Annotated in this window: 23 protein-coding genes; 20 read left to right on the top strand and 3 right to left on the bottom strand. The window is 70.2% G+C overall.

Translation table 11 applies throughout. The features are described 5' to 3' along the window. Positions 1-165: 165 nt before the first annotated feature. From ACWDEX_RS29225 to ACWDEX_RS29205, 5 genes are all read left to right on the top strand, one after another. Positions 166-1,626: an MFS transporter gene (locus ACWDEX_RS29225; RefSeq protein WP_450467288.1), complete on the top strand. Its 1,461-nt coding sequence runs from the start codon at positions 166-168 to the stop codon at positions 1,624-1,626. 290 nt (positions 1,627-1,916) lie between these two features. Then, entirely contained in the window at positions 1,917-2,897 is a 981-nt protein-coding gene (locus ACWDEX_RS29220; RefSeq protein WP_450467287.1) for a cytochrome c oxidase assembly protein, read from the top strand. Positions 2,898-3,221: 324 nt separating this feature from the next. Next, complete coding sequence (locus ACWDEX_RS29215; RefSeq protein WP_450467388.1) at positions 3,222-4,274, top strand: SpoIIE family protein phosphatase; 1,053 nt, start codon at positions 3,222-3,224, stop codon at positions 4,272-4,274. Positions 4,275-4,466: 192 nt separating this feature from the next. Further along, the gene (locus ACWDEX_RS29210; RefSeq protein WP_450467386.1) at positions 4,467-4,700 is read left to right on the top strand and encodes a ferredoxin; all 234 of its coding nucleotides are present in this window, start codon (positions 4,467-4,469) and stop codon (positions 4,698-4,700) included. Positions 4,701-4,866: 166 nt separating this feature from the next. Next, complete coding sequence (locus tag ACWDEX_RS29205; protein ID WP_450467286.1) at positions 4,867-5,310, top strand: universal stress protein; 444 nt, start codon at positions 4,867-4,869, stop codon at positions 5,308-5,310. A 59-nt stretch (positions 5,311-5,369) separates the two neighbouring features. Here ACWDEX_RS29205 and ACWDEX_RS29200 read toward each other — a convergent pair whose 3' ends face one another. Further along, positions 5,370-5,828, bottom strand: coding sequence for a CBS domain-containing protein (locus ACWDEX_RS29200; protein WP_450467284.1), 459 nt, complete (start codon positions 5,826-5,828; stop codon positions 5,370-5,372). Positions 5,829-6,617: 789 nt separating this feature from the next. Between ACWDEX_RS29200 and ftsH the strand changes: the two genes are divergently transcribed. Further along, the gene (gene ftsH / locus ACWDEX_RS29195; RefSeq protein WP_450467282.1) at positions 6,618-8,555 is read left to right on the top strand and encodes an ATP-dependent zinc metalloprotease FtsH; all 1,938 of its coding nucleotides are present in this window, start codon (positions 6,618-6,620) and stop codon (positions 8,553-8,555) included. A 30-nt stretch (positions 8,556-8,585) separates the two neighbouring features. On the opposite strand, the gene ACWDEX_RS29190 is transcribed toward ftsH, so the two are convergent. Next, positions 8,586-9,467 (bottom strand): universal stress protein, encoded by an 882-nt coding sequence (locus ACWDEX_RS29190; RefSeq protein ID WP_450467384.1) that lies wholly within the window; start codon positions 9,465-9,467, stop codon positions 8,586-8,588. Positions 9,468-9,967: 500 nt separating this feature from the next. Between ACWDEX_RS29190 and ACWDEX_RS29185 the strand changes: the two genes are divergently transcribed. The 13 genes from ACWDEX_RS29185 to ACWDEX_RS29125 all read left to right on the top strand — a co-directional run bounded on the left by ACWDEX_RS29185 (position 9,968) and on the right by ACWDEX_RS29125 (position 25,372). Further along, positions 9,968-10,390 (top strand): Hsp20/alpha crystallin family protein, encoded by a 423-nt coding sequence (locus tag ACWDEX_RS29185; protein WP_450467280.1) that lies wholly within the window; start codon positions 9,968-9,970, stop codon positions 10,388-10,390. A gap of 141 nt (positions 10,391-10,531) precedes the next feature. Continuing rightward, entirely contained in the window at positions 10,532-11,176 is a 645-nt protein-coding gene (locus ACWDEX_RS29180) for a CBS domain-containing protein (RefSeq protein WP_450467279.1), read from the top strand. 129 nt (positions 11,177-11,305) lie between these two features. Continuing rightward, positions 11,306-12,337 (top strand): hydroxyacid dehydrogenase, encoded by a 1,032-nt coding sequence (locus ACWDEX_RS29175; RefSeq protein WP_450467277.1) that lies wholly within the window; start codon positions 11,306-11,308, stop codon positions 12,335-12,337. A gap of 204 nt (positions 12,338-12,541) precedes the next feature. Beyond that, complete coding sequence (locus ACWDEX_RS29170) at positions 12,542-14,317, top strand: enoyl-CoA hydratase-related protein (protein WP_450467276.1); 1,776 nt, start codon at positions 12,542-12,544, stop codon at positions 14,315-14,317. Between the two features lie 58 nt (positions 14,318-14,375). Continuing rightward, on the top strand, positions 14,376-14,921 hold the full coding sequence (locus ACWDEX_RS29165; protein ID WP_450467275.1) for a hydrogenase maturation protease: 546 nt from the start codon (positions 14,376-14,378) through the stop codon (positions 14,919-14,921). Positions 14,922-15,091: 170 nt separating this feature from the next. Next, on the top strand, positions 15,092-15,487 hold the full coding sequence (locus ACWDEX_RS29160; RefSeq protein ID WP_450467274.1) for a hydrogenase maturation nickel metallochaperone HypA/HybF: 396 nt from the start codon (positions 15,092-15,094) through the stop codon (positions 15,485-15,487). A gap of 3 nt (positions 15,488-15,490) precedes the next feature. Beyond that, positions 15,491-16,240: a hydrogenase nickel incorporation protein HypB gene (hypB, locus tag ACWDEX_RS29155; RefSeq protein WP_450467273.1), complete on the top strand. Its 750-nt coding sequence runs from the start codon at positions 15,491-15,493 to the stop codon at positions 16,238-16,240. Between the two features lie 17 nt (positions 16,241-16,257). Next, the gene (gene hypF, locus ACWDEX_RS29150) at positions 16,258-18,639 is read left to right on the top strand and encodes a carbamoyltransferase HypF (protein WP_450467382.1); all 2,382 of its coding nucleotides are present in this window, start codon (positions 16,258-16,260) and stop codon (positions 18,637-18,639) included. Positions 18,640-18,696: 57 nt separating this feature from the next. Then, complete coding sequence (locus ACWDEX_RS29145) at positions 18,697-19,005, top strand: HypC/HybG/HupF family hydrogenase formation chaperone (protein ID WP_450467271.1); 309 nt, start codon at positions 18,697-18,699, stop codon at positions 19,003-19,005. Further along, positions 19,002-20,126: a hydrogenase formation protein HypD gene (gene hypD, locus ACWDEX_RS29140; protein WP_450467269.1), complete on the top strand. Its 1,125-nt coding sequence runs from the start codon at positions 19,002-19,004 to the stop codon at positions 20,124-20,126. The genes ACWDEX_RS29145 and hypD overlap by 4 nt, the downstream gene beginning before the upstream one ends. After that, entirely contained in the window at positions 20,119-21,198 is a 1,080-nt protein-coding gene (hypE, locus tag ACWDEX_RS29135) for a hydrogenase expression/formation protein HypE (RefSeq protein WP_450467267.1), read from the top strand. Before hypD ends, hypE begins: the two co-directional genes overlap by 8 nt. A 56-nt stretch (positions 21,199-21,254) precedes the next feature. Further along, positions 21,255-22,028 (top strand): class I SAM-dependent methyltransferase, encoded by a 774-nt coding sequence (locus ACWDEX_RS29130; protein ID WP_450467266.1) that lies wholly within the window; start codon positions 21,255-21,257, stop codon positions 22,026-22,028. A 323-nt stretch (positions 22,029-22,351) separates the two neighbouring features. After that, a complete protein-coding gene (locus ACWDEX_RS29125; protein ID WP_450467264.1) occupies positions 22,352-25,372 on the top strand; it encodes a Kelch repeat-containing protein in 3,021 nt (1,006 codons plus the stop codon). Between the two features lie 283 nt (positions 25,373-25,655). On the opposite strand, the gene ACWDEX_RS29120 is transcribed toward ACWDEX_RS29125, so the two are convergent. Continuing rightward, on the bottom strand, positions 25,656-26,294 hold the full coding sequence (locus ACWDEX_RS29120; protein WP_450467263.1) for a class I SAM-dependent methyltransferase: 639 nt from the start codon (positions 26,292-26,294) through the stop codon (positions 25,656-25,658). 38 nt (positions 26,295-26,332) lie between these two features. Between ACWDEX_RS29120 and ACWDEX_RS29115 the strand changes: the two genes are divergently transcribed. After that, the coding region (locus tag ACWDEX_RS29115; protein WP_450467262.1) for a hypothetical protein at positions 26,333-26,727 on the top strand (395 nt) is incomplete at its 3' end.

Here is a 26,727-nt window from a genome sequence, read left to right as displayed (position 1 = left end):
CTCCTGCTTCGTGCGGCCGTCACGCGCCATCTTTCGGCGAGCGGCCCTTTCATCCTCTCATATCGGTATGCAAGCACCACATCATATGGCCCATACATACGATGTGTAGGATGCACATCTTTCGTACGGCGCATTGTTTCCCATAGACACTCGAGGAGTCCCGACATGGGCGCCCCCCAGTCATCAGCCCGCCCAGGTGGCGTGGTCGCAACCCTGGCACTCGCCGGCATCACGGCAGCGATCATGCAGACCCTGGTCACGCCCCTCATCGCGGAGTTGCCGCAGATCCTGCACACGACGCCCTCGAACGCGGCCTGGGTGATCACCGTCACCCTGCTGGTGGCGGCGGTCTGCGTGCCGGTGTTCGGGCGTCTCGGCGACCTGGTGGGCAAACGCCGCATGCTGCTCGTGTGCTGCGTGCCCCTGGTGGTGGGCTCGGTGGTGTGCGCGCTCTCGTCCTCCGTCGTCCCCATGATCATCGGGCGTGGGCTGCAGGGCATGGGCATGGGCATGGTGCCGCTCGGTATCGCCCTCCTGCGTGACGTGGTCCCGATGGAGAAGCTGAGTTCCTCCATCGCGCTGGTCAGTGCCTCCATGGGCATCGGCGGCGGCCTCGGTCTGCCGATCGCCGCGGCGGTCGCCCAATACGCCGACTGGCGCGTACTGTTCTGGGGCTCGGCGGTCCTGGCCGCCGCTGTCGCGGTGCTGATCTGGTTCCTGATCCCGGACGTACCGGCCGGCGCGAAGGGGCAGCGCTTCGACGCTGCCGGCGCACTCGGCCTCGGTATCGGGCTGGTCTGTCTGTTGCTCGCGATCTCCAAGGGAGCCGACTGGGGCTGGGGTTCGGCGACCACGCTCGGACTGTTCGTCGCCGCGATCGTGGTACTGGGGTCCTGGGGCCTGTGGGAGGTGCGTACCGTGGACCCGCTGATCGATCTGCGCACCACGGCCCGACCCCGGGTGCTGCTCACCAACGTGGCCTCGGTCTTCGTCGGCTTCGGCATGTACGCCAGCATGCTGGTGCTGCCGCAGTTGCTGCAGTTCCCCAAGGCCACCGGCTACGGACTGGGCCAGTCGATGCTCGCTGCCGGCCTGTGGATGGCACCCGGTGGCCTCATGATGATGGTCGTCTCCCCGCTCGGCGGAAAGCTCACCAATGCCCGCGGACCGAAGTTCACCCTCGTCGCCGGTGCCCTGGTCATCGCCGCGGGCTACGGCCTGTCCATGGCGCTCCTGGGTTCCGCCTGGGGGCTGATGCTGGTCGGTATCGTCACCAGCGGTGGCGTGGGCCTCGCCTACGGTTCGATGCCTGCTCTGATCATGAGCTCCGTCCCGCTCTCCGAGACCGCCGCCGCCAACGGCTTCAACACGCTGATGCGGTCGCTGGGCACCTCGATCGGAGCCGCCGTCATCGGCGTGATCCTCTCCCAGATGACCACCACCATGGGCGGCTACACCTTCGCCTCCGAGAACGGCTTCCGCACCGCGCTGCTGATCGGTGGCGGCCTCGCTCTGGTCTCCGCGTCCATCGCGGCAGTGATCCCGGCCGCGCGTCCGGCCCCAGCCGACGGTGACGACGAAGCCGACCCGACCGTCGCGCCCGAACAGTCCGCAGTTCAGGCCTGATACCTGCGGCACGACGGGACGGCGCACCAAAGTCCTCCGGGGCGGTGAAGTACGCACGTACCTCACCGCCCCGGAGGCTCGTCGCCCGAGAGGTCCTCGCATTCGCCGCCGATCCGGCTCCGCGGCTCACCGGTGTCAGCCCGTGTCGGAGGCGCCCCGGTACCGGGGTCCGTCCGCTTTGCCGCTACCGTCACGCCTGGAAGATGTTTCCCCACTCGCCCCGTTTGGTGGAGAGGAGAGCGATCTGCGTGGCTGGTTACCCTGTGACCGATCTTGCGGCAGGGAGTCCGGTGGAGCCGACCGTGGGCCGACTGCTGTCGACGTGGCAACTGGACGTGCCCGCGCTGCTCCTGATCGTCGTGCTCGGCGCACTCTACGGCTGGGGTGTGACGCGGCTGCACCGGCGGGGCGAACCCTGGCCGCTCGCCCGCGTGGCGGCGTTCGCGCTGCTCGGGCTCGGCACACTGGCGGTGGCCACGATGTCCGCACTCGCCGTGTACGACCATGTGCTGTTCTGGCCCGCCGCCGTGCAGAACATCCTGCTCGACCTGGTCGCTCCGCTGGGTCTGGCACTCGGGGACCCGCTGCGCCTGGCGGCGCGGGCCCTGCCGGAGGACGCCTCAGCGCGCGTACGGCGGACCATGACCGGGCGCTTGGTGCGGGTCCTCACCTTTCCACTGGTCAGCACGGTCCTCGTGCTGGCCACCGAGCTGACGGTGTACTTCACGCCGTACTTCGCCACCGCTCTGAGGGTCGGCTGGCTGCACGAGCTGATGTATCTGCACCTGCTGGTGGCCGGTTGCCTGTTCGTGGTCCCTGTGCTCACCCATGAACAGACGCTGCCCGCGTGGTGCACCCACCCGGTGCGGGCGGCGCTGGTGTTCCTCGACGGCATCGTCGACGCGGTACCGGGCGTGGTGGTGATGACCCATGGATCGCTGATCGCGGGCGCCTGGTACCTGCACCACGCCCCGTCCTGGGCCCCGGACGTCCACCGCGACCAGCAGCTCGGCGGCGGCGTGATGCTCAGCATCGCCGAACTCGTCGCACTGCCTTTCCTGTTGGTGCTCCTGGTGCAGTGGGCACGCCACGAGCGCGTCCAGAACGCGGCCCTCGATCGCCGACTGGAGGGGGAACTCGTCCCGGCCCCCGTCGAAGTACCGGACCGGGACAGGGGACAGGACCCGACTTCCGACCTCGTGCGCCCCTGGTGGGAGACGGAGCAGGGAGAGATCGCCGACCGCGTCCGACGTCAGCGGTCCGAGCACTGACCCCACCCGCGGGCGGCCCTGGGACCGGGCCTGGCAGAGCCCGTCGGCGTGGCCACCGATACGGGCGCCCGCCCCGGCGAGTGCTACTGGCCCCACCCGTGGTCCATGGAGTGGGACCCGACACTGATGGATGCCCGACCGGAATGTCTGCGACGATGGACCTGCTCGTGTGCAGGGCGAGGAAGAGACGACGGCAGGGTACCGGGGCACAAGGCGCCGGGGCGAGGGCCCGTGTTCGCATGGGGTCGGCGCCGACGTGCAGGGGAGGGCCATGTGGAGAGGTACAACCGCCGTTCGACGGTGCTGTCCGTGCTGCCTTTCGCCATGATGGCTGCGGTCGGCGCGGCCGACGTCGCCGCCGGCCCGGCGCTGGGCTTCCTGCCGCTGATGTCCCTCGGGCCCGCTTTCGCCTCGCTGGTGGGCGGCTGGCGGCGCACCGCGGGCATCGGGGCGATCGCGCTGCTGCTCTGTTCGGGACTGGGCTGGCGCGAGGAGATGTCCGACGTCCGGCGCGGCTCCATGACCCTCGCCTCGGTCGTGGGCGTCACCGCGGCGGGCCTCGTGGCCGTTTCCATGCGTCAGAAGCGGGAAGCGGAACTCGACAGCGTCCGGTCGATCGCCGAAGCGGCGCAGCGCGTTCTGCTCAAGCCCGTGCCCCGGCTGGCCGGGCAACTGCGCGCGGCTGTCTCCTACATGTCCGCCGTCACCGAGGCACGGATCGGCGGTGACCTCTACGAAGTCGTCGCCTCACCGTACGGGGTACGGGTGATCGTGGGTGACGTCCAGGGCAAGGGACTGGAAGCGGTGGAGACCGCGGCCGTGGTCCTGGGTGCCTTCCGTGAGGCGGCCCCTGACGAGGCCGACCTGGCGCAGGTGGGACGCAGGTTGGAAAGGGCCGTCGACCGGCAACTGGACGGCGAGAAGTTCGTCACCGCCATCCTCGCCGAGGTGAGGGCCGAGGAGGCCACCTTCCTCAACTTCGGCCATCCGGCACCCCTGCTGATCCGTGCCGACGGCACCGTCACGTGGCCCGAACCACCCGCCTACGCACTGCCGCTCGGCCTTGGCGCGCACGGGACGGCGCACCCGGAGCCGTACCGCACCGACTTCCTCCCCGGCGACCAACTGCTGCTGTACACCGACGGCATCACCGAGGCCCGGGACGCCGACGGCGGGTTCTACCCCCTGGGCGACCGTGCCCACCTCCTCAAGGATCACGACGCGGAGTCCGCGCTGGAGACCCTGCGCCAGGACCTGCTGCGGCACGTGAACGGCCCGCTGCACGACGACGCCGCCATGCTGTTGCTGCGCCACCGGTCGCACCACCCCGGAACGACCCCTGCCTCCGGGCCCCACATGGCCGACGCCTCCGGCTGACCGCGTGGACCGGCAGGTTCTCGTCGCCAGTACGACGGCGACCTGCCGACCGGCATCACTCTTTCGGCATGCCCCACCGCGCGTGCGCTCCGCCCGGTCTCCGATGCTGGCCTGAGGGAGATGACCGCCGTCCGGGGCGCCCGCGAGCCGTGGTGCTCCACGGACCTGGCCGCCGGAAGGGGCGGAGCGTTGATGAGACTTGTCGTCGATCTCAACAGATGCCAGGGGTACGCGCAGTGCGCGTTCTTCGCGCCGGACGTGTTCGCCCTGCACGGTGAGGAGTCGCTCGTCTACGACCCACGGCCCGAGGAGGAACAGCGGGAGAGACTGGCCCGCACCGTCGCGGCCTGCCCGGTGCAGGCGATCATGGCCGAGGGACTGGACGACACACGTGACGCGTCCGCCGAGTCAGGGCAGGAGACCTAAGGCTGTCCGACGATTCCCGTCCGACAGGCCCAGCACGCGCAACGTGGATGCGGGGGCGCCGTGACGGCGACCGTCGGCAGGACCCCAGGACCCCAGGACCCCAGGACCCCAGGACCGCAATCGCAGGGCCGTGCCGCAGAAGACGGCTGCACAGAAGGTGGGACACATGGACAGGGACGTCTCGAGGCCTCGTGTCGTGGTGGGTGTCGACGGGTCGCCGTCCTCGCACGCGGCGCTGCGTTGGGCCGTGCGATACGCCGGCCTGATCGGTGGCCGTGTGGACGCGGTGGCCGCGTGGGAGCTACCGGGGATGTACGGCTGGTCGGCCCCGGCGGTGGACGCCGATTTCGACGAGGAGAGCGCTCGGCAGGAACTGGCCCGGGAACTGAGGGATGTGCTCGGCGCGGAGGGAGCGGCCGCCGTCAGGGCACTTCTCGTCCGCGGCAATCCCGCCGACGTGCTGCTGAGAGCGGCAAACGGGGCTGAGTTGCTGGCCGTGGGCAGCCGAGGTCGGGGCGGATTCGCGCGGGCCCTGTTGGGATCCGTCAGCCAGCAGGTCGCACAGCACGCCGGTTGCCCTGTCGTGATCGTCCGCCCCGAAGCATCGTGACACCACGACACGACAGGGGCCACACCGCTGTCCCCGCCCGAAGTCGCACGGCTGTCCGCTCAGGGTCCGCACGACGGACCCTGAGCCGAGGGCGGACCGGGCGGCTCTTCGAGGATGCTCCAGGCAACGGGACCGAGAAGGTCGGCCAGCCGCTGAAAAACGTCCAGGAGCAGGTCGTCCACGGTCAGGATCCCCACCACCCGCCGCCCGTCCAGTACGGGCAGCCGACGCACCCCCAACCCGCGGAAGGCCCGGTACGCCACATGGATGTCGTCGGCCACATTCACCGTGATGACCCGTGGCGACATCAGCGTATCCACCCGTGCTTCCCGGTCCAGGCCGCGGCCCAGCCCGCGCACGGCAAGATCGCGGTCGGTGACGATTCCGCGCAGCGCCCCGCCCTCGATGACGAGCACGGAACCGATCCCGTGCGCGTCCATCTGCCGGGCCGCCTCTGCCAGGGAGGTACCGGGCGGGACGGCCACCGCCGGAGCGCTCATGACCTCGGAGACCTTCATGCGTCGACTCCTCGGCGAAGGCCGCGGGCCGGGCAGGCAGGGACACACCACCCGGGGCTCAGGGCGATGGCCTGAGCCCGGCACGCGCTGCCGACGCCCTTCGAGTACGGCTCGACGGCGCGCTCATGGGTGTGGAGCATCTCCACGGTGTCCTCCTGGCATCCGGCGCATGGCGCGAGCGGCGGCGTCCTGCCCGTCCTCGTGCCCCGGTCCTCACGGTGTTGTCCTCACGGTGTTGCGGCTCCCACGCCTGCCATGCCTACGACACTCGAGCGGACCGGGAATCACCCGAAGAGCCGGAGCACGATGCTGATCCACGACTGCGGCACGGGCCGGTCGGTTCCGCCGGGTGGCGACAGCCGGGGGCCGGACACAGCCTGCCGTGATCCGGTCGTCATGGTTCCGCGTGACACGACCGAGGTGTTACCGCACGTTCCGAGGGACCATGAGAGGAGGAGGGCGGTGTCGTACGACCGACCAGCGGTGGTGCCTCACCCGTCCTGCCGACCGAGGAAGTGACCAGCGATGCTGCCCGATGAGCGACCGGTGCTTTGCGAGGAGGGTCCGGGCCCCGCGACACGCCGACCCGGTTCCGTGACCGGACCTGGTCGCCGGGCCGGATGACATGAGGCTTGTCGGAGGAGGCGGTGCGCCGTGATCTCGCGAATGCGGATGCCGCACCGGCATCTCATGCCACCGGCCAAGTCGGGGCCACCGCGGGGTGCGCCCAGGCGACCGGGGCAGCAGCCACGGTCGGGCTGGCCGTGGTGGACCATTCCGTTGGCCTGGGTGGCCTTTCTGGCCATCCTGCTGCTCGTCCGCGGCCCGACGGGGTCGACGCCCACCCACCTGACCTACAGCGACTTCGTCACCAAGGTCGATGTCGGTCAGGTGAAGACTGTCGACATCAACGACAAGGGGGCGGTCAGCGGCACCCTGAAGAACGGCACGAAGTTCACCACCCAGCTTCCGACGGCGCTCGGGACCGGATCGCTCCAGCAGAAGCTCCAGACCGAGCACGTACAGATCACCGCATCCCAGAGCAGGGGCGGCGGTAACCCGCTCGTGTCGTTCGTGGTGGCCTTCCTGCCCCTGCTGCTCCTGTTCGGTTTCTTCTGGTGGATCGGGCGCCGTGCCGCGCGTTCGGTGACCGGCGGGCTCAGTGCCATCGGTCGTTCCCGGGCGAAGATCATCGAGGCGGAGCGGCCCACCACCAGGTTCGACGACGTGGCCGGGTACAACGGTGTCAAGCAGGAGATCAGCGAGGTCGTCGACTTCCTGCGCAACCCGGCACGCTACGCGGCGGCGGGTGCCAAGGGCCCACGCGGAGTGATCATGGTGGGACCGCCGGGTACCGGTAAGACGCTCTTCGCCCGTGCCGTCGCCGGGGAAGCCGACGTGCCGTTCCTGTCGGTGACGGGGTCCGCCTTCGTCGAGATGTTCGTCGGAGTGGGCGCGTCCCGGGTGCGGGACCTGTTCGACGACGCCCGCAAGCGCGCGCCGTCCATCATCTTCATCGACGAGATCGACGCGGTGGGCGCCCGTCGCGCGGGCGGCGGGCGGATCGGCGGCAACGACGAACGCGAACAGACCCTCAACCAGCTTCTGGCCGAGATGGACGGCTTCGACCAGTCCACCGGCATCGTCGTGCTCGCCGCCACCAACCGCCCCGAAGCCCTCGACCCCGCCCTGCTCCGCCCCGGGCGCTTCGACCGCCAGGTCACCGTTCCGCTGCCGAACCAGTCCGAACGCGCCGCCATCCTGCGGGTTCACTCCCGTGGCAAGGTCCTCGCCGCCGACGTCGACCTCGACGCCATCGCGCGGGCCACTCCGGGTTTCTCGGGCGCGGACCTCGCCAACCTGGTGAACGAGGGCGCCATCAACGCGGTCCGAGCCGACCGCATCCTGATCGAGCCGCAGGACCTGGACGCCGCCCGCGACCGTGTCCTGCTAGGCCGTCGCGAGGAGTCCAACGCCCTGCTGCCCGAGGAGCGCCAATCGGTCGCCGTCCATGAATCGGGCCACGCCCTGGTCGCCGCGCTGTGCGAGCACGCCGACCCAGTCGCCAAGGTCAGTGTGCTGCCCTCGGGCATGACGCTCGGGGTCACCGAGCAGCTACCCGAGGCCGAACGTCATCTGTACAGCGAGGGATACCTGACCGACCTGCTCGCGGTCCGACTCGGCGGCCGGGCCGCCGAACTGGTGGTCTTCGGCGAGGGCTCCAGCGGTGCCGCCAACGACCTGGCAGGTGCTACCCAGATCGCCACGCGGATGGTCCGGGACTTCGGTCTGTCCGCGGCCCTCGGGCCCGTCGGCTACGCGGCCGCCGGCCCGCGCTACCTGGGCGATACCGCCGAGGAACCCGTCCGGCAGCCGTACTCGGAACAGACCCAGCGGATCATCGACAAGGAAGCCGCGCGTCTGCTGCGTGAGGCGGAGGAGAGGGCTACGGGGCTGATACGTGACCACCGCCGGGCTCTGGACCGGCTCGCCGAGCTGCTGGTCACCCGTGAGACCATCGACGGCTCCGCCGTCCTCGACGTGCTGCGGCAGGAAGAGCAGGACCGGCGGGAAGGGGACGGGAGCCTTGCGGGCACCGCTGCCGACGATCTCCGGCCCGTCTCACCACGGGCCCGGGTTCCAGGCGAGGAGTATCGGCCGGAGGCCGACTCGGCGGCGAAACGTGAGGAACCACGTACCGACGGAGGACCGAGCGAGGCGCCCTGACGGAGGAGGGCGGTGGCGGGGCGGGGAGGCTCACTCGGCGGTGTGCGGTACGGCGATCACGGGGCACCGGGCGTAGCGGAGCACGCCCTGGCTCACCGAGCCGAGCAGCATGCCCGTGAAGCCGCCGTGGCCCCGGGTTCCCACCACCAGGCCCAGCGCCTGGACGGACGCCTCGGTCAGCACCTCCACAGGGTGGCCGCGGACGACTTCGGGGCGCAGCTCGACGTCCGGGTACATCGCACCGCGGCCGACCACGGTCTCGGACAGCAGACGCTCGCACTCCTGCCGTGCCGCGTGTTCGTCGAGCACTCCGAGCAGCCTGGGATGCCAGACGTACAGCGCCCGTAGCGCCGCGCCGCACAGGGCGGCCTCCTCGAATGCGAAGTCGACCGCGGTGGCGGAACGCGCGCTGCCGTCCACGCCGACGACGAAGTACGCGTGTTGCTCGGTGACGTGCTCCGGGCCGGGCACCACGACCACCGGGCATTGGGCCTGCGCGATGACGGGCAGGGCCACCGGGGCGGTGCCGAACATCTCCTTCATCCGGCTCAGGTGCCATGATCCGAGCACCAGGGCCGTGGCTTCCTGGCTCTGTTCCCGCAGGATCCACACCGGGTTCCCCTCCGCCAGCAGCCCGGACACCTCGATCTGTGGCTGCCGGGCTTCCGCGAAGTCCACCGCCGCCTTGAGCACCTTTTCGCCGGCCTCGTGCAGTGCCCGGTTCCAGGCCTCCCAGGAAGGTGGGATCTCCCATCTCCGGAACCCCGCGGTCGGCACGCCTTCGGCGTGGACCAGGCGCAGGGGCACCCGGCGTCGTGCGGCCTCGTCCGCCGCCCAGGCCAGCGCCGTGCGTGTCCCGGGTTCTGAGTCGACACCGGCCACGATCGGCAGCCGATCACCCGGCAGGGCCATCGTCACCTCCACCAGCTCGTTCCGGACGCCCCGACGACACCGCATGAAAAGACTCTGGATACGCGTCCGGCGGGTCGCGCCGGTGGCGCTTCCTCACCGGTCCGGGCACGTCCATGTCGTACTCGCCTGCTCGACGCGGTGACGGAAAGGGCCCCGCCCGTGTCCCACGGGATTCCGATCACGCGGCGCACGGCAGGACCGCCGCTCATGGCCCTAGGCCGTTCTCTCGCGCTCTCATGGGCCCTTTCCGTCATTTCATGAAAAGCCCGGCACGACTGGATGCAAAAGGGCCGTTGGTCCCCATCCCGGGCCTGTCGGCCCAGACGAGCGAGCCTGCCGCTCGTTCCCGCCGAATGGTTCGAGGGCATCGGATGTGCCCATGCCGGATGGAAAGGACTTTCGGGTCCCCGAAAATGGGCTGTTCGGCCTCAGCGAGGAGCAACTGCGCGCGGTGGACTTGAGGTGTCAGCAGCCGCAACCACACCCGAGGAGGTACGGCGATGGCCACACTCGCACGCCGACCGTTGTTCCCGTTCCCGGAGCTGCCCGAGTGGTTCGAGTCCTTCCCCGCGCGGTTCGCGATGCCCACGATGGGTGACCTGTACACGGTCCGGATCGAGGACTACATGGAGAACGACCGGTACGTCATGCGGGCGGAACTCCCGGGCGTCTCACCCGGGGACATCGACGTCATGATCAGCGACGGAGTGCTGACCGTCGAGGCCGAGCGGACCGAGCAGAACGTGGAGAAGAACCACAGCGAGATCCGCTACGGCTCCATGAGTCGCAGTGTCACCCTGCCGGCCGGTGCCGACGAGAACGATGTCAAGGCCGACTACAGTGACGGCATGCTCACCGTCACCGTGGGGCTCGGGACAGAGAAGACCGAGGCCAAGCACATCGAGGTCAAGCACAGTGCGTGATCCCGCGCCCGGCGGCTCTCGACCGGGCGACTCTCACCCGCCCGGGTCCGCTGCCCCGGGCCCGGGCGACTCCGCCCCAGCAGACACGCCGGGACGCGCCTTCCCCCGGCCCGGAAGCGGCGGGAAGGGAGTCGGCGAGTGATGAGGAACCGTAGCGTGGCCGACCTGATGACGCCCACCGCCGTGAGCGTGCTGCCGGGCGCGACGTTCAGGGAGATTGCACGCCTCCTCGACCAGTACGGCATCACAGCCGTGCCGGTGGTCGACGAAGACGGCCGGCCGGTCGGCGTGGTGTCTGAGGCCGACCTGCTGCGCAAGCAGACCTCCGCCTTCGTCGGGAACACCGCCCGAGACCTGATGACGAGTCCCGCCGTGGTCGCGGAGCCGGAATGGAGCGTGGTCCGCGCGGCACGCACGATGGAGGCGCGCAGGATCAAGCGACTGCCCGTGGTGGACGGCGAGGGCCGGCTGATCGGCGTGATCAGTCGCAGCGACCTCGTGCAGCTCTTCCTGCGCAGGGACCGTGCCATCCAGGAGGAGATCATCGAGGACGTCATCGTCCGTACGCTCGGGCTCGCGCCCTCCGCGCTGACCGTCGAGGTCACCGACGGCCGGGTGACCCTGAGCGGTAGCGTGGAACGCAAGAGCCTGGTCCCGGTCACCGTCCGGCTGTGCGCGGGCGTCGACGGCGTGGTGGATGTCGACGCCCGGCTCGATTTCGACCGGGACGACACCGTGGACGAGGCCGCTCCGCACGGCGGCTCCCCAGCGGCACGCAAGGCGTGAACCGGACCTTCCTGACCTCATCGGGCCATGTCTCCCGGACCTCCCGATCGTATGATGGCGCCCAGATCGTTCGAACGAACATCCAGGGCGGGGAGGCCTCATGCGTGAGCCAGTCGGCCTGGGGCGCCGATGACCCCCTCGACACCGGGCCCCGGCTTCCGGCCCCGTACGGCCCTCGCCATGTCCCCGGAGGCCGCCGGGGCCGTCCTCGACCCCGAGTCGCTCGACGCACTCGCCGCGATCTGTGACCTCGTCCCGCCGCCCGTCCTCGACGACCTCACCACATCACGGGCTCGGGCCCTCCTCGCCGACGTCGACCTGCTGGTCACCGGCTGGGGCTGCCCCCCGCTGGACGCGGTCGCGCTTCGGGCGGCGCCCCGGCTGCGCGCGGTGGTGCACACCGCGGGCAGCGTCCGCGGCCACATCACCGACGCCTGCTGGGAGCGTGGCATCGAGGTGTCCTCCGCCGCCTCTGCCAACGCCGTGCCGGTCGCCGAGTACACCCTCGGGATGATCCTGCTCACCGGCAAGCACGTCCTGGAACGCGCCCGCGACTACTGCGCGTCCCGCACCCGCGACGACTGGCTGCGCACACCCCGCACCATCGGCAACCACCGCCGCACCGTGGGCATCCTGTCCGCGTCGCTCACCGGCCGCCGGGTCATCGAACTGCTGCGCCCGCACGACATGGACGTACTCCTCCACGACCCGTACGTCAGTGACGCGGACGCGGCCCGACTCGGCGTCACCCGCGTCGGGTTGGACGAGCTGTTCGCGCTCGGCGACACCGTCAGCGTGCACACGCCGCTGCTGCCTGAGACCCGCGGTCTGGTCAGTCGTTCCCTGATCGAGTCCATGCGCCCCGGCGCCGTACTGATCAACACCTCGCGCGGCGCCGTCGTCGACCAGGACGCACTCGCCGAGGCAGCCGGTGCGGGCCGGATCCGGGCCGTCCTCGACGTCACCGACCCCGAAGTGCTGCCACCCGCACACCCGTTGTGGGACTGCGACAACGTGCTCATCACTCCCCACCTGGCCGGATCCCAGGGCAACGAGTGGCGCCGCCTGGCCGACCTCGCCCTGGCCGAGACCGCGCGCTGGGCCTCCGGCGCCGGGTTCCTGCATCCCGTACGACGCGAACGGCTGGCATTCCAGGCATAAAGCGTCCCGGGGCCGAGTGGCGGCCCGACACCCGCATTTCGGGTGACCCCGCAGCCTGTCTGCGGTCGCGGGGGAGGGGCGTGGCTGACGATCGCAGCGGCCGGGTACCTGAGGTCCTGTCGTCGAACTCACGCCTACCCCGGGAGTTCGGTGACCGACCCTGGCCCGCATCGTCGTCCGCCGGGAATCCGCCGGGAGCTCGCCGTGCACATCCTGCTCGTGGCCAGCGCGTTCAACAGCCTCAGCCAGCGCGTCCATGCCGAACTGCGCGACCGGGGCCACACCGTGGCGGTCGAACTGGTGCCCGTGCCTGACGGTTCGTGGACCGAGGCCGTACGGCGGCACGCCCCGGACCTCGTCATCGCGCCGATGCTGAAGACGGCGATCCCCCGGGAGGTGTGGGCCGCGTACCCGTGCTTCGTCGTCCACCCCGGTCCCGTCGGGGACCGGGGGCCATCCTCCCTCGACTGGGCGATTCAGGAGGGTGTCGAGCAATGGGGGGCGACGGTCATCCAGGCCGAGGAGGAGATGGACGCCGGTGTTGTGTGGGCGTCCGTCGCCTGTCCGGTCCCACCGGTGTCCAAGAGCGACCTGTACCGCAACGAGATCGCCGACGCGGCGCTCGTGGCCGTCATGCTGGCCGTGGAGCGCTTCGCCTCCGGGATGCACACCCCGCTCCGGCAGAGCGTTGCCCATACCCGTCCCTACCTCGACCAGCGCGTCCGGCGGATCGACTGGGACGCCGACTCGACACAGACCGTCGTCCGCAAGCTGCGCGCGGGGGACTCCCAACCTGGCGTGCTGGACGTGCTGTTCGGCGAGGAGTGGTACCTGCACGGTGGCCACCCCGAGGACGGACTGCGCGGCGCCCCGGGGCAACTGCTGGCCACCCGGGCCGGAGCGATCTGCCGGGCGACGCGGGACGGCGCCGTCTGGATCCCCGAGCTCAGGCGCCGGCGCGGGCGGGGGCAGCCGCCCACGTTCAAGCTCCCCGCCGTACCGGCGCTCGGCGACCGGCTGCCCCCGCTGCCCGAGCTGCCCGCGCCCCTGGAGGCGGCGTGGCCCACCTGGACGGACATCCGCTACCGGGAAGAGGGGAGTGTCGGCTTCCTCTCGTTCTCCTTCCCCGGCGGCGCGATGAGCACCGCGCAGTGCCGGCGCCTGCTGAACGCCTACCAGGAGGCGTGTGCGCGCCCCACCTCGGTGTTGGTGCTGGGCGGCGGGCGCGACTTCTTCTCCAACGGGATCCACCTCAACGTCATCGAGGCCGCCGAGGACCCCGCGGCGGAGTCCTGGGCGAACATCAACGCCATCGACGACCTGGTCGAGACGGTTCTGAGGACCACCGACCGGCTGGTGGTCTCGGCACTGGCGGGCAATGCCGCGGCGGGGGGCGTGATGCTGGCTCTGGCGGCCGACGAGGTGTGGTGCCGCACCGGCTGCGTACTGAACCCGCACTACCGGCTGATGGGCCTGTACGGCTCGGAGTACTGGACGTACACCCTGCCGCGCCGGGTGGGTGCGGCGGCCGCCGGCCGGCTGCTGAGCGAGGCTCTGCCGGTGAGCGCCGTGAGCGCCCACGGCATCGGGCTCGTCGACCGCGTGGTCGCCTGCGAGCCGCGGGACTTCGCCGCCGAGACCGGTCGGCTGGCGGCCCGGCTGGCGTCGCTGGCGGGAACGCGGTCGCGGATCGCGGCGAAGAAGGCGCAACTGGAGCGTCAGGAGAGCAGGGAGCCCCTGTCCGCCTTCCGGGAGCGGGAGCTGGCCAGGATGCACCGGACCTTCTTCGACCCCGACGCCCCTTACCACGCACTGCGCCGCGCGTTCGTACGCAAGGAGAAACCGTCCCGCACGCCCCCGCACCTCTGCTTCGCGCCGCGCGTGCGCAAGGCGGCGGAGCCGGACCCGCCCACGGTCGCCGTCACGGGAACGGACCGCGATGCCCTCTCGCCGCGGCCGGATCGCCGGCATCCGCTGTGAGCAGGCCGCTCTTCATTCGCTTCCGGCCCGACGAAGTCCCAACCCTGGAGGACAACGCATGAGCCCACCCACCAGCAGCAGCGGCGTCCTCGTCGCCGGCATCGGCAACATCTTCCTCGGCGACGACGGCTTCGGCGTGGAGACCGCGCGTGCTCTGGCCGGGCGCCGTCTGCCCGAACACGTCGAGGTCGCGGACATCGGAGTCGGGGGAGTGCACCTCGCGTACCGACTCCTCGACGGCTACGACACCCTGATCCTGGTGGACGCCACCACGCGCGGCGAAGACCCCGGCACCCTCTACGTGATCGAACATGACATCGCCGCCGGGGACGAGGCACAGGGCGCCCCGCTCGACGGCCACCGGATGACCCCCGACGCCGTACTCGCCCTGCTGGGTACGCTCTGCGCCGGCACCGGGGGACAGCCGCCGCGGCGCGTTCTCGTGGTGGGATGCGAACCGGCGTCGCTGGAAGAGGGCGTCGGTCTCAGTCCGCCGGTGTCCGCCGCCGTTCCGGAGGCCGTCCGGCTGATCGAGGGGATGCTGCGGGCCGACGAGCCGGTCGAGCCCGCGCCGACACCCGTGACCCGTGGGGCCGCGCAGTGAGGAGAAGACCATCGTCGGCGCCGTTGCGGCGAACGGCGTACGCGGCCGCACGGCGACGGCGTGCCGGTCCATCGCTCCGTAGTGCCACACCTCTAATGGTCGTCGGCGGGCCGTGCACGCACGCCCGCCCCAGGGGCCGGGGCACCCGGCCTTCGCCGGGACGGAGACCGATGCACGAGATGTCCATCGCACTGGCCGTGATCGGGCAGGTGGAAGAGGCCGCCGAACGGGCCGGTGGCGTCACGGCGGTGCGTTCGGTACGGCTCCAGGTGGGCGAGTTGGCCGGCGTCGTCCCCGACGCACTGTCCTTCTGCTTCGAACTGGCCTGCGTCGGGACGGTGCTGGAAGGTGCCGAACTGATCACCGACCCGGTGCCGGGCCGGGCCCACTGCGCCGCGTGCGCGCACGAATGGCCCGTCGGCATGCCGCCCCTGCTGAGCTGTCCGCGATGCGGCGCCGACACCGCCGACCTGCTGACGGGTCGTGAACTGCAGATCCTCAGCGTGCACTGGGAGGACGGCCCGACGCACGCACCCATCCGCGAACCGATCCCCGAGGAGCGCTGAACCATGTGCCGTGTGGTCGACCTGCAGCAGGCCGTACTCGCCAAGAACGACCAGGCCGCGCACACGCTGCGCGCGGAACTGGCGGCTCGCGGCACCACCGTCGTCAATCTGCTCTCCAGTCCCGGCAGCGGCAAGACGGCCCTCCTGGAAAGCGAACTCGTGCTCGCACGCGAGAGGTCCGTACCGGTCGCCGCGCTGACGGCGGACCTCGCCACCGAGAACGACGCGGCGCGTCTGGCGCGTTCCGGCGTCCCGGTCAAGCAGATCCTCACCGACGGGCTGTGCCATCTGGAGGCCGCCATGCTCGGCCGCCATCTGGACGGCTGGCTGCCCGGCGCCACCCGGCTGCTGTTCGTCGAGAACGTCGGCAACCTCGTCTGTCCGGCGTCGTACGACCTCGGGGAGACACTGCGCGTCGTCCTCGCCTCCGTGACGGAGGGCGAGGACAAGCCGCTCAAGTACCCCACCGCCTTCGGCCTGGCCCACCTGGTCGTGGTCACCAAGACCGACATCGCCGAGGCCGTCGCCTTCGACGAGGCGGCGTTTCGTGCGAACGTCGAGCGGGTCAATCCCGGGGTGGAGGTGCTGCTGACCTCGGCCCGCGGGGGCCTCGGGACCGGCGCCCTGCTGGACCGAGCGCTGGCCGCCGCGGACGGCGTCCCCGTCCACACACCCGTCATGGCTCGTCAGCCCCACCAGCACACCCATGCCCCCGCGGACGGCACCGGCGTCATGGCCCCGTCCGGCTCGTGAGCGTCCCGCCGGCCTCGATGGCCGTCGCCGTCCCGGCGTCACTGCGCCGCCGGGTCACCGTCCAGGGTGTGGTGCAGGGCGTCGGTTTCCGGCCCTACCTGCACGCCCTCGCCACCGCCCTGGGTCTGTGCGGACACGTGACGAACACGCCCGAAGGCGTCATCGCCGAGGTCGAAGGAGCCCCCGAGGCGGTCGCCCGGTTCTGCGACCGGATCACCGTCGACGCGCCACCGCTCGCCCAAGTGGACTGTGTGCGGTACCAGGAGGTGCCCGCCACCGGTGACACCACGTTCACCATCCTCGCCTCCCGCACGGACGGCCCGGCCGGGACGCTGATCCCTCCGGACACCGCCACCTGCACCGCGTGCCTGGGCGAACTGGCCGACCCCGCGGACCGGCGCCATCGCCACCCCTTCGTCAACTGCACGCACTGCGGCCCGCGGTTCACGATCGTCACCGGCCTGCCCTACGACCGGGTGCACACCACCATGGCGGGTTTCCCGATGTGCCCCGACTGCGCCCGCGAGTACACCGACCCGGCCGACCGCCGCTTCCACGCACAGCCCGTCGCCTGCCCGTCCTGCGGCCCTCGGCTTCGCCTGCTCCTCGGGCGACCCGACGGCGGCGGCCCGCCGAGGCAGGTCGCCCCCCCGGCGGATCCGGTCGCCGAGGCCCGCGCGCTCCTGGCGGGCGGAGCGATCGTGGCCATCAAGGGCCTCGGCGGCTATCACCTGGCGTGCGACGCCACCGATCCCGCCGCCGTCACCCTGCTGCGGCGCAGGAAGGCCAGAGGAGACAAGCCGTTCGCCGTCATGGCCGCCGGCATCGAGGACATCGAGCACCTGGTCCGGCTCTGCCCGAAGGAGCGGAGCCTGCTCACGGGCGTCACGCGCCCCATCGTGCTGCTGCGCCGCCACACCGGGAGCCCGCCCGTGCCGGAAGCCCCACAGCCCGCCGAGACCGTCGCCCCCGGCAGTCCCGACCTCGGCGTCATGCTGCCCTACACCCCCGTGCACCATCTCCTTCTCGGCCTCCCCTGTGACACCGCGGGCCCCCGGCTGCTCGTCATGACCAGCGGCAACGTCTCCGGCGAGCCCATCGTCACCGACGACGAGGAGGCACTGTCGCGGCTTGCTCACCTGGCCGACGCCTGGCTCACACACGACCGGCCGATCCATGTGCCGTGCGACGACTCCGTGGTGCGCGTATGCGACGGTGAGCCACTTATCGTGCGCCGGGCCCGCGGATACGCGCCCCTGCCCGTGCCCCTTCCGGTACCTGTGCGTCCGGCCCTTGCCGTCGGCGGAGACCTCAAGAACGTCTTCTGTCTCGGCGAGGGCCGCCGGGCCTGGCTGTCCGCCCACATCGGCGACATGGACGACCTCGCCACTCAGCGGGCCTTCGAGCGTGCCACCGCACAACTGGAGTCGATCACCCCGGTGCGGCCGATGGTGCTGGCGGCCGACCGGCATCCCGCCTACCGCTCCGCCCGGTGGGCCGACCGCAACGCGGCAGGCCGCCCCGTCGTCCGCGTCCAGCACCATCACGCCCATGTCGCCGCGGCGATGGCGGAGAACGGGCTCGACGGCAGTCGGCCGGTGATCGGCGTCGCCTTCGACGGCACGGGCTACGGGGACGACGGAGCGGTGTGGGGCGGGGAGGTCCTGCTCGCCGACTACGACGGCTTCACCCGGTTCGGGCATCTCGCGTATGTGCCACTGCCCGGCGGCGACGCCGCGGTGCACCGGCCGTACCGCATGGCGCTCGCGCACCTTCGGGCGGCCGGCCTCGACTGGTCGGACCGGCTCGCCTGTACGACCGCCTGCCCGACCGATGAACTCCGTGTGTTGACAAGGCAGTTGGAACGCAACCTGAACTGCGTCCCCACCTCCAGCATGGGGCGGCTCTTCGACGCCGTGTCGTCCGTGGCAGGAGTGTGCCAGCGGGCCGGATACGAGGCCCAGGCCGCCGTCGAACTGGAGGCCGCCGCGCTGCGTGCACCGGCCGACGACACCACGGCCTACGCCTTCGCCATGCTCCCCGCACGGCCGGGTGGCGGTCCGGTCCGGGCGGATCCGGCACCGGTGCTCGCGGCGGTCGTCGACGACCTGTGCGCGGGAACCCCACCCGCCGTGGTCGCGGCCCGCTTCCACCGGGCCGTCACCGGCCTCGTCCACCACCTCTGCCTACGGGCGCGCGAGCGGCACGGAGTGGACACCGTCGCCCTGACCGGCGGGGTCTTCCTCAACTCCCTGCTCTCCTCGGCCTGCGCCGAGGCTCTCCGCGCGGACGGCTTCACCGTGCTGCGCCATCACCTGGTGCCGCCGGGCGACGGCGGTCTGGCCCTCGGCCAGCTCATGGTGGCCGCCCGAGTGGAGGAGCGCAGCGAAAGTCCCTGACCGACCACCCGTCCCGGCGGTGCCGGGCGGCGCACCACCCACAGCGAGGAGAGGCCCATGTGCCTGGCGGTACCCGGCAGAGTGCTGGAGATCGAGGAACGTGACGGCACCCGGATGGCCACCGTCGACTTCGGCGGTGTGGTCAAGGAGGTGTGCCTGGAGTACCTGCCCGACTTGCAGGTCGGCGAGTACGCCATCGTCCACGTCGGATTCGCCCTGCAGCGCCTGGACGAGGAGTCGGCGAGGCAGACACTCGAACTGTTCGAGAACCTCGGGATGCTGCAGGAGGAGTTCGGCGACCCCTGGGAGATGGCCGCGGAAGCGGGGGAAGCACTCCCGCCCGCAGCCGAGGAGGGACGCAAGTGAAGTACATCGACGAGTTCCAGGACCCGGATCTGGCGCGCCGGCTCCTCGACGACATCCACGCCACGGTGACCCGGCCCTGGGCCCTGATGGAGGTCTGTGGCGGACAGACGCACACCATCATCCGCCACGGCATCGACCAACTGCTGCCGGAGAAGGTGGAACTGATCCACGGGCCCGGCTGTCCCGTGTGCGTGACCCCCCTGGAGGTCATCGACAAGGCACTGGAGATCGCCTCCCGTCCGGAGGTGATCTTCTGTTCCTTCGGCGACATGCTCCGCGTCCCCGGCACGGGACGGGACCTGTTCCAGGTACGCGGCGAGGGCGGAGACGTACGGGTGGTCTACTCGCCGCTGGACGCACTGAGGGTCGCGCAGCAGAACCCCGACCGGCAGGTGGTGTTCTTCGGCATCGGCTTCGAGACGACGGCGCCGCCCAACGCGATGACGGTGTATCAGGCCCGAAAACTGGGCGTCGAGAACTTCAGTCTGCTGGTGTCCCATGTACGGGTGCCACCCGCCATCGAGGCGATCATGCGCTCGCCTGACTGTCGGGTCCAGGGCTTCCTGGCGGCGGGCCACGTGTGCAGTGTGATGGGTGTGGAGGAGTACCCGGAGCTGGCGGAGCGGTTCCGTGTTCCGATCGTCGTGACGGGTTTCGAGCCTCTCGACATCCTGGAAGGCGTACGCCGGACCGTGGCCCAGCTGGAACGCGGTGAGCACACCGTCGACAACGCCTACCCCCGGGCCGTGCGACCCGAGGGGAACCGGGCCGCCAAGGCCATGCTGGAGGACGTCTTCGAAGTCACCGACCGTTCCTGGCGAGGCATCGGCGTGATCCCGGACAGCGGCTGGCGGTTGTCCGCCAAGTACCGCGACTACGACGCCGAGTACCGCTTCCGCGTCGACGGCATCAAGACCAGTGAACCGGCCGCGTGCCGCAGCGGCGAGGTGCTCCAGGGCCTGATCAAGCCGCGCGAGTGCGAGGCGTTCGGCACCCTCTGCACACCCCGCACCCCGCTCGGAGCCACGATGGTCTCCAGCGAGGGCGCCTGCGCCGCGTACTACCTCTACCGGCGTCTGGAGACCAGCCCCGCGCCCCGGGAGGCGAGCCCCGTTGTCTGAGACCTCCGAGCTGACCACTGAGTCACTGGATCCGGCGGCCTGGACCTGTCCGGCTCCGCTGCGCGACCAGTCCCGCATCGTCATCGGCCACGGCGGGGGCGGGGCGCTGTCCGCGGAACTGGTCCGGGACGTCTTCGCGCCCGCGTTCGGGGGTGACACGCTCGCGCAGCTGGGTGATGCCGCGCACCTGTCGCTCGGCGGTGTCCGATTGGCTTTCTCCACCGACTCCTTCGTGGTACGGCCGCTGTTCTTCCCTGGTGGCAGCATCGGCGATCTCGCCGTCAACGGCACCGTCAACGACCTCGCCATGAGCGGTGCCAGGGCGTCCTACCTCTCCTGCGGATTCATTCTCGAGGAAGGCGTCGAACTGGAGACGGTCACCCGCGTCGCCGACGCACTCGGCGTGGCCGCGCGGGCAGCGGGCGTCGAGGTGGCGACGGGTGACACGAAGGTGGTGGAGGCCGGCCACGGCGACGGCGTCTTCATCAACACCGCCGGTATCGGGCTCATCCCGGCGGGCGTCGACCTGCGGCCGCAGCGGGTCGTCCCCGGTGACGTCGTCATCGTCAGCGGCGCCATCGGCGTGCACGGAGTGGCGATCATGAGCGTCCGGGAGGGCCTGGAATTCGGCGTGGAGATCGAGAGCGACTGCGCGGCCCTAGGCGGACTTGTGGACACCATGCTCGCGGTCACCCCGGATCTGCACGTGCTGCGCGATCCCACCCGGGGCGGTCTCGCGGCCGCGCTGAACGAGATCGCCGCCACCTCGGGCACCGGGGTCGTCATCAGGGAGCGCGAGGTTCCCGTCCCGCCGGCCGTCGCCAACGCCTGTGCCGTGCTGGGTCTGGACCCCATGTACGTCGCCAACGAGGGAAAACTGGTGGCGTTCGTCCCGCGCGGGCACGCCGACGCCGTCCTGGACGCGATGCGGGTACATCCGCTGGGTGCGCAGGCCAGGATCATCGGCGAGGCGGTGGAGGACCATCCGGGCATGGTGGTGGCCCGCACCGGCCTGGGCGGCACACGGGTGGTCGATATGCCGATCGGAGAGCAACTGCCCAGAATCTGCTGAGAGTTGACTTCAAGAAGGGCTGGGCCTGCGCCGCCGGGCCCCGGACAGGGACCGGGATGGTGCTGCCCGTCCCGCAGTACCCGGCGCCCGGTGGAAGACCGGACGGCGACGGCGACACCATCGACCCTTTGCTGATCGCAGAGCCCGAGGGGAGCGAAGCGATCATGGCCCTGGACGACGGAAAGCCGGCCGAGGGACAGTGGCGGCACTGGCAGAACACCTACGCCGCCCATCCCGGCATGTACGGGGAGGCTCCCTCCGCGCCGGCCGTCCACGCCGCCCAGGTCTTCCGCTCGGCCGGAGCCGTGGACATCCTGGAACTGGGCGCCGGGCACGGCCGTGACACCCTGTACTTCGCCCGTGAGGGCTTCACTGTCCAGGCCGCCGATTTCAGCCAGATCGGCCTGGCGCAGTTGCGGGACGCCGCGCTCACCCACGGGATCCAGGAGCGGGTCACCACGCTGGTGCACGACGTGCGCGAGCCGTTGCCGCTGCCTGACGCCTCCGTGGACGCGGTCTTCGCACACATGCTGCTCTGTATGGCGCTGTCCACCCAGGAGATCCACGCTCTGGTCGACGAGGTGCGCCGGGTCCTGCGGCCCGGTGGCGTCTTCGTTTACACGGTGCGGCACACCGGCGACGCCCATTACGGTGCCGGAATCGGCCACGGCGACGACATCTGGGAGCGCGGCGGTTTCTCTGTGCACTTCTTCGCCCGCGACCTGGTCGACACCCTCGCCGACGGCTGGGAGCTGAACGAGGTCCACGCCTTCGAGGAAGGTGAACTGCCCCGCCGCCTGTGGCGCATTACCCAGACCCGGCCACGCTAGCGCCGTCGCGCAACGGAGCGGGGAAGGCACCTCTTGCACCAAAAGGGCCGTGAATGGCCTGCGCCGTTTGTGGGTACGGCCTACCACGTTGTGAAGTTCCAATGGGAGTTGGCGGGATTATGCCATGTCATGTATCCGCCATACGGCCCTCTTGTCGAGGACATGCCCATGATGCATTAGTTATCTCGGTGGATGAATCCATCCACTGTCGACCGAGAACAGCGCACGGGTCGACCCCAGCTCAGAAGCATGGGAGTCACACATTGCGCACTTCGAGTCATTCCAGACCTGCCGCGCGGAAGAACTCTGCACGGTTGGCTGCGTTGACCGCAGCGGCCATCGCCGTTCTGGGTTTCCCGGCCACCCAGGCGACCAGCGCCGCGGCAGCCACTCAGGACACCGCCGCTACCGCGGCGTCGCGTTCAGGAGTGGGAGAGGCCGTCGGCTCACATGGTGAGATCTCCGGGGCCGTCACCAACAGCTCAGGTAAGGCGATCTCCGGCGCCATGGTCGTGGCCGGTGACTACCAGGGGATCACCGACGCCCAGGGGCACTACGACATGAAGGTGCCGCCCGGCACCTATGACATGGCCGTGACCGCCTACGGGTACAAGGCCAAGAAGACTCGCGGCGTCGTCGTCGAAGCGGACGGTACCGTCACGACCAACTTCACGCTTGACGCGGTGCCCTCGCAGACCATCACCGGTAAGGTGACCGACGGCTCCGGCCACGGCTGGCCGCTCTACGCGAAGATCACCGCCGTCGGCGTGCCCGGTGCCCCGGTCTACACAGACCCGTACACCGGCGAGTACAGCGTCACCCTGCCGCAGGGTGAGGAATACACCCTGAACTTCGCCCCGGTGTACCCCGGCTACGAGACCGTCACCAAGCAGGTGGCCGTCGCAGACACGGCGCAGACCGTGAACGTCGCGGCCAAGGCGGACCCCACGTCGGCCAAGGCACCCGGTTACCAGATCAAGCGGTCCGGCCCGACCGAGCACTTCGACTCCACCACCGATGCCCCCGAGGGCTGGAGCGTGGTCAACGCCGACGGCACCACCGGCGGCTGGTCCTTCACCGACATCGGTAACCGGGGCAACAAGACCGGTGGCTCCGGCGCCTTCGCCATCGTCGACAGTGACAAGATCGGCAGCGGCAAGAAGCAGGACAGCTCGCTGATCACCCCGGTCTTCGACTTCAGTAATAACGACAGCCCTGAGCTGAACTTCAACACGGACTACAAGAACTACTCCAACCAGACCGGCAGCATCGACGTCACCACCGATGGCGGCGCGACGTGGTCCAACGTCTGGACCCGTACCACCGTCCTGGCCGGCCCGGCTCACGTCGAGGTGCCGCTGACCGCGTACGCCGGGAAGCCCAACGTGCAGCTGCGGTTCCACTTCACGGGCAGCTACGGCTACTGGTGGCAGCTCGACGACGTGTTCGTCGGTAAGAAGACCTTCGAGGCCGTCAACGGTGGCCTGGTGGCCGGTGCGGTCAAGGACGCCAACACCGGCGAGGGTGTCGTCGGCGCCACTGTCGTCAACACCGACTCCCCGCAGGACAAGGCCACCACCGCGGCCAACCCGGACAACCCGGCGCTCGGCGGCAGCTTCTACTGGATGTTCACGTCCAAGACCGGTAGCCACAAGTTCACCGCTTCCAAGTCGAAGTACGGCGACGTGGACAAGACGCTGGACGTGGCGGCGGACAGCATGAACAAGGCGGACTTCAGCCTGAAGGCCGGTAAGCTGTCGTTCACGCCCAACTCGGTGGAGAAGACCATCGAATGGGGCGCGAAGGGCAGCCAGAACCTGACGGTGAAGAACACCGGCGGGGCGCCTGCCAGCCTCACCCTCGGTGAGCAGCCGGGCGGGTTCACCCAGCAGGTCGCGGGCGGCGCGCCGCTCAACCTGGTGAAGGGCGACTACTCCCCGCTGGCCCTCAGCAAGGGCAAGGCCTCGGACGCGGCTCCGGTCGCCAACGCGGCGGGTGACGCCTGGCAGCCGGTGCCCAACCTGCCGGGCGCGGTGCAGGACAACATCGGTGCCGTCTACAACGGCAAGATCTACTCCGGCTTCGGCTACACCGGCAGCGCGGACACCAACACGCTGTACTCGCTCGACCCTGCAGCGGGCACCTGGACCAAGCTGGCCTCCGCGGCCGACACCCGCGAGGGCAACCCGGCCCACGGCTTCATCGGCGGCAAGCTGTACGTGGTCGGCGGCTGGGGTGCCGACGGCTCCCCCGACGCCAAGATGGAGGTCTACGACCCGGCCTCGAACAGCTGGTCCACCAAGGCGTCCTCGCCCAAGCCGTACGCCGGTTCGGGTAGCGCGGTGCTCGGCGGCAAGCTGTACGTCGTCGGCGGCTGCACCAGCACCTGTGGCACCAAGGACGCCACGGTCTATGACCCGTCGTCCGACAGCTGGTCCACGATTGCCTCCTACCCGGAGACGATCGCCTGGCAGTCCTGTGGCGGCATCGGCGGCAAGCTCTACTGCGCCGGTGGCAGCACCGGCTCCGCTTCGACCAAGCACGCCTACGTCTACGACCCGGCCGCTGACAGCTGGTCGCCCGTCGCCGACATGCCCGTCGACCTGTGGGGCTCGGCCTACGCCGTGGGCAACGGCAAGCTGCTGATCTCCAGTGGTGTGGCCAACAACAGCTCCGCCATCACCAACCAGGGCTTCGCCTTCGACCCGGCCGCCGGTAGCTGGAGCGCCCTGCCCAACGCCAACACCAGCGCCTACCGCTTGGGTGGTGCCAGCGGCTTCTACAAGATCGGTGGCAACCCCGGCGGCAGCGGCGTACCGCCGGTCACCACCGTCGAGCTGCTGCCCGGCTACGAGCAGGGTGGCGATTCCTCGGACGTCTCCTGGCTGTCCCTGAGCAAGGACAAGGTGACGCTCCAGCCCGGTGAGAGCACGACGATCACCGTTGGTCTGGACGCCTCGGTCGACGAGGTCATGCAGCCCGGCGACTACACCGCGGCGCTGTCCGTCGACTCCGACACCCCCTACTCGGGTGCCAACGTCGGCGTGAAGATGCACGTCAACCCGCCGAAGGACTGGGGCAAGTACGCCGGCACCGTGCTCGGTGACGACGGCAAGGGTGGCACCACGCCGCTGGCCGGGGCGACCATCCAGATCAACGCCTCGACGACGAGCTACACCCTGCGGACGACCAAGGACGGCACCTTCGCCCTGTGGTTCGACAGCCGCCTCAACCCGGTCACCGTGATCGTGTCCAAGGACGGCTACCAGCCGGTGACCAAGACGGTGAAGCTCACGAAGGGGGGCACTGTCACGGGCAACTTCACGCTGAAGAAGAGCTCGTGATCCAGCTCCGGTGACACAACAGCACGGGCCGGTCCCTCGGGACCGGCCCGTGTGCCGTCCGGCGGGCGTTCGGCCTCAAGCCGTACTGCGGCGAGCCGTTCGACCGTCCACCGACCTGTACTTCGGCACCGGCTGTCTGCCGCTGGTCTGGCTGGCTGGGCGGATGCGTGGTCTGCTTCAGCGGCGGTCGATCCAACGCCGGATGGAGCAGATCTCCGGCGCAGTCCTGGTCGGGCTGGGACTGCGCCTGGCAGTCGAACCGCAGGCAGTCAGTGCGGGCCCGCTATGCCTCGATGGCGTGCCGCAGGACCAGATAGGTCCAGGAGACACCCGGGCGGCCGTGCGGGTCTTCGCGGTGGGCGAGGTGCACGACCTCCAGCGCGCGCCGCTGAGCGAGTTCGACCGTCTCCTGCGCGGAGACGGGGAACATACGGCGCCCGGCGGGGACAGGACCATGGCGCAGTGAGAGGACGATCTTGCCTGCGTCACCGAGCAGGCTGACCAGGTTGGCCATGGCCGCCGTCCGCTCCTGTTCGTCCAGGTGCATCCAGACCGCGGTCAGCAGGATCAGGTCGAAGCGGCGCTCTTGACTGCTCAGGATCGGCAGGTCAGGGAGAGCGTCGTCGACCCACTCGACGTCCTGGCCGGCATGAATGCGCTCGCCCAGCCTGCGGAGTTCGGGGGTGGGCTCCGCCGCAACGACCCGGTGCCCCCGTGCGGCCAGGGCCGCCGCGTCACGCCCGCTGCCCGCTCCGACGTCCAGGACCGAACTGGGCTGCGCCGGGAAAAGATGAAGTACCTCCCGGTGCACCTCGTCGAACGAAACACTCTCGTACTGGTCGGCAAGGGAAGCGGCGGCCTCGCCGTACCCGGCGGTGCTGACCATGGTGAGCAGCCGCTCAAGAGGTATGTCACTTTTCACAACGTGGCACCCTATGCCCACCGGGACCCGGAGACCAGGTGAAGATCGAGACCGTGGGGCGCGTGGCCACGAGCCATCAACTCGTCAGTCATGAGGTCGAGTTGATCCGGTGTTTCGACGACGTCACCCACGTCCATGTCGACAACGTCGGCGAGATCCGGCGCGAGGGCTGTGAGCGCTTGGACCAGGTCTCCTCGTCCTTCCGCTTCGGTGATCGGGTCATCGTCCGTCCATTGCCTGGGCTCGGGTGCCGTGCCAGGCGTCGCGGGGCAGACGGGACTTTCGAAACACGCCCTAGAAGACTCATGAAAATCTTGGGGTTCTGGCCCCGCCGCGTTAGCGGCGGGGCCAGACTCTTTGGTGTGGTGATGGGGGAATGGGCCGGGGAGACGGTCGGGCCGGATGTGTGGGAGACGTGCCGGGAGTTGATCCC

Source organism: Streptomyces sp. NPDC001020 (assembly GCF_053599115.1).
Note: the sequence above shows the minus strand (reverse complement) of the source record. Positions and strands in the feature narration are given on the sequence as shown.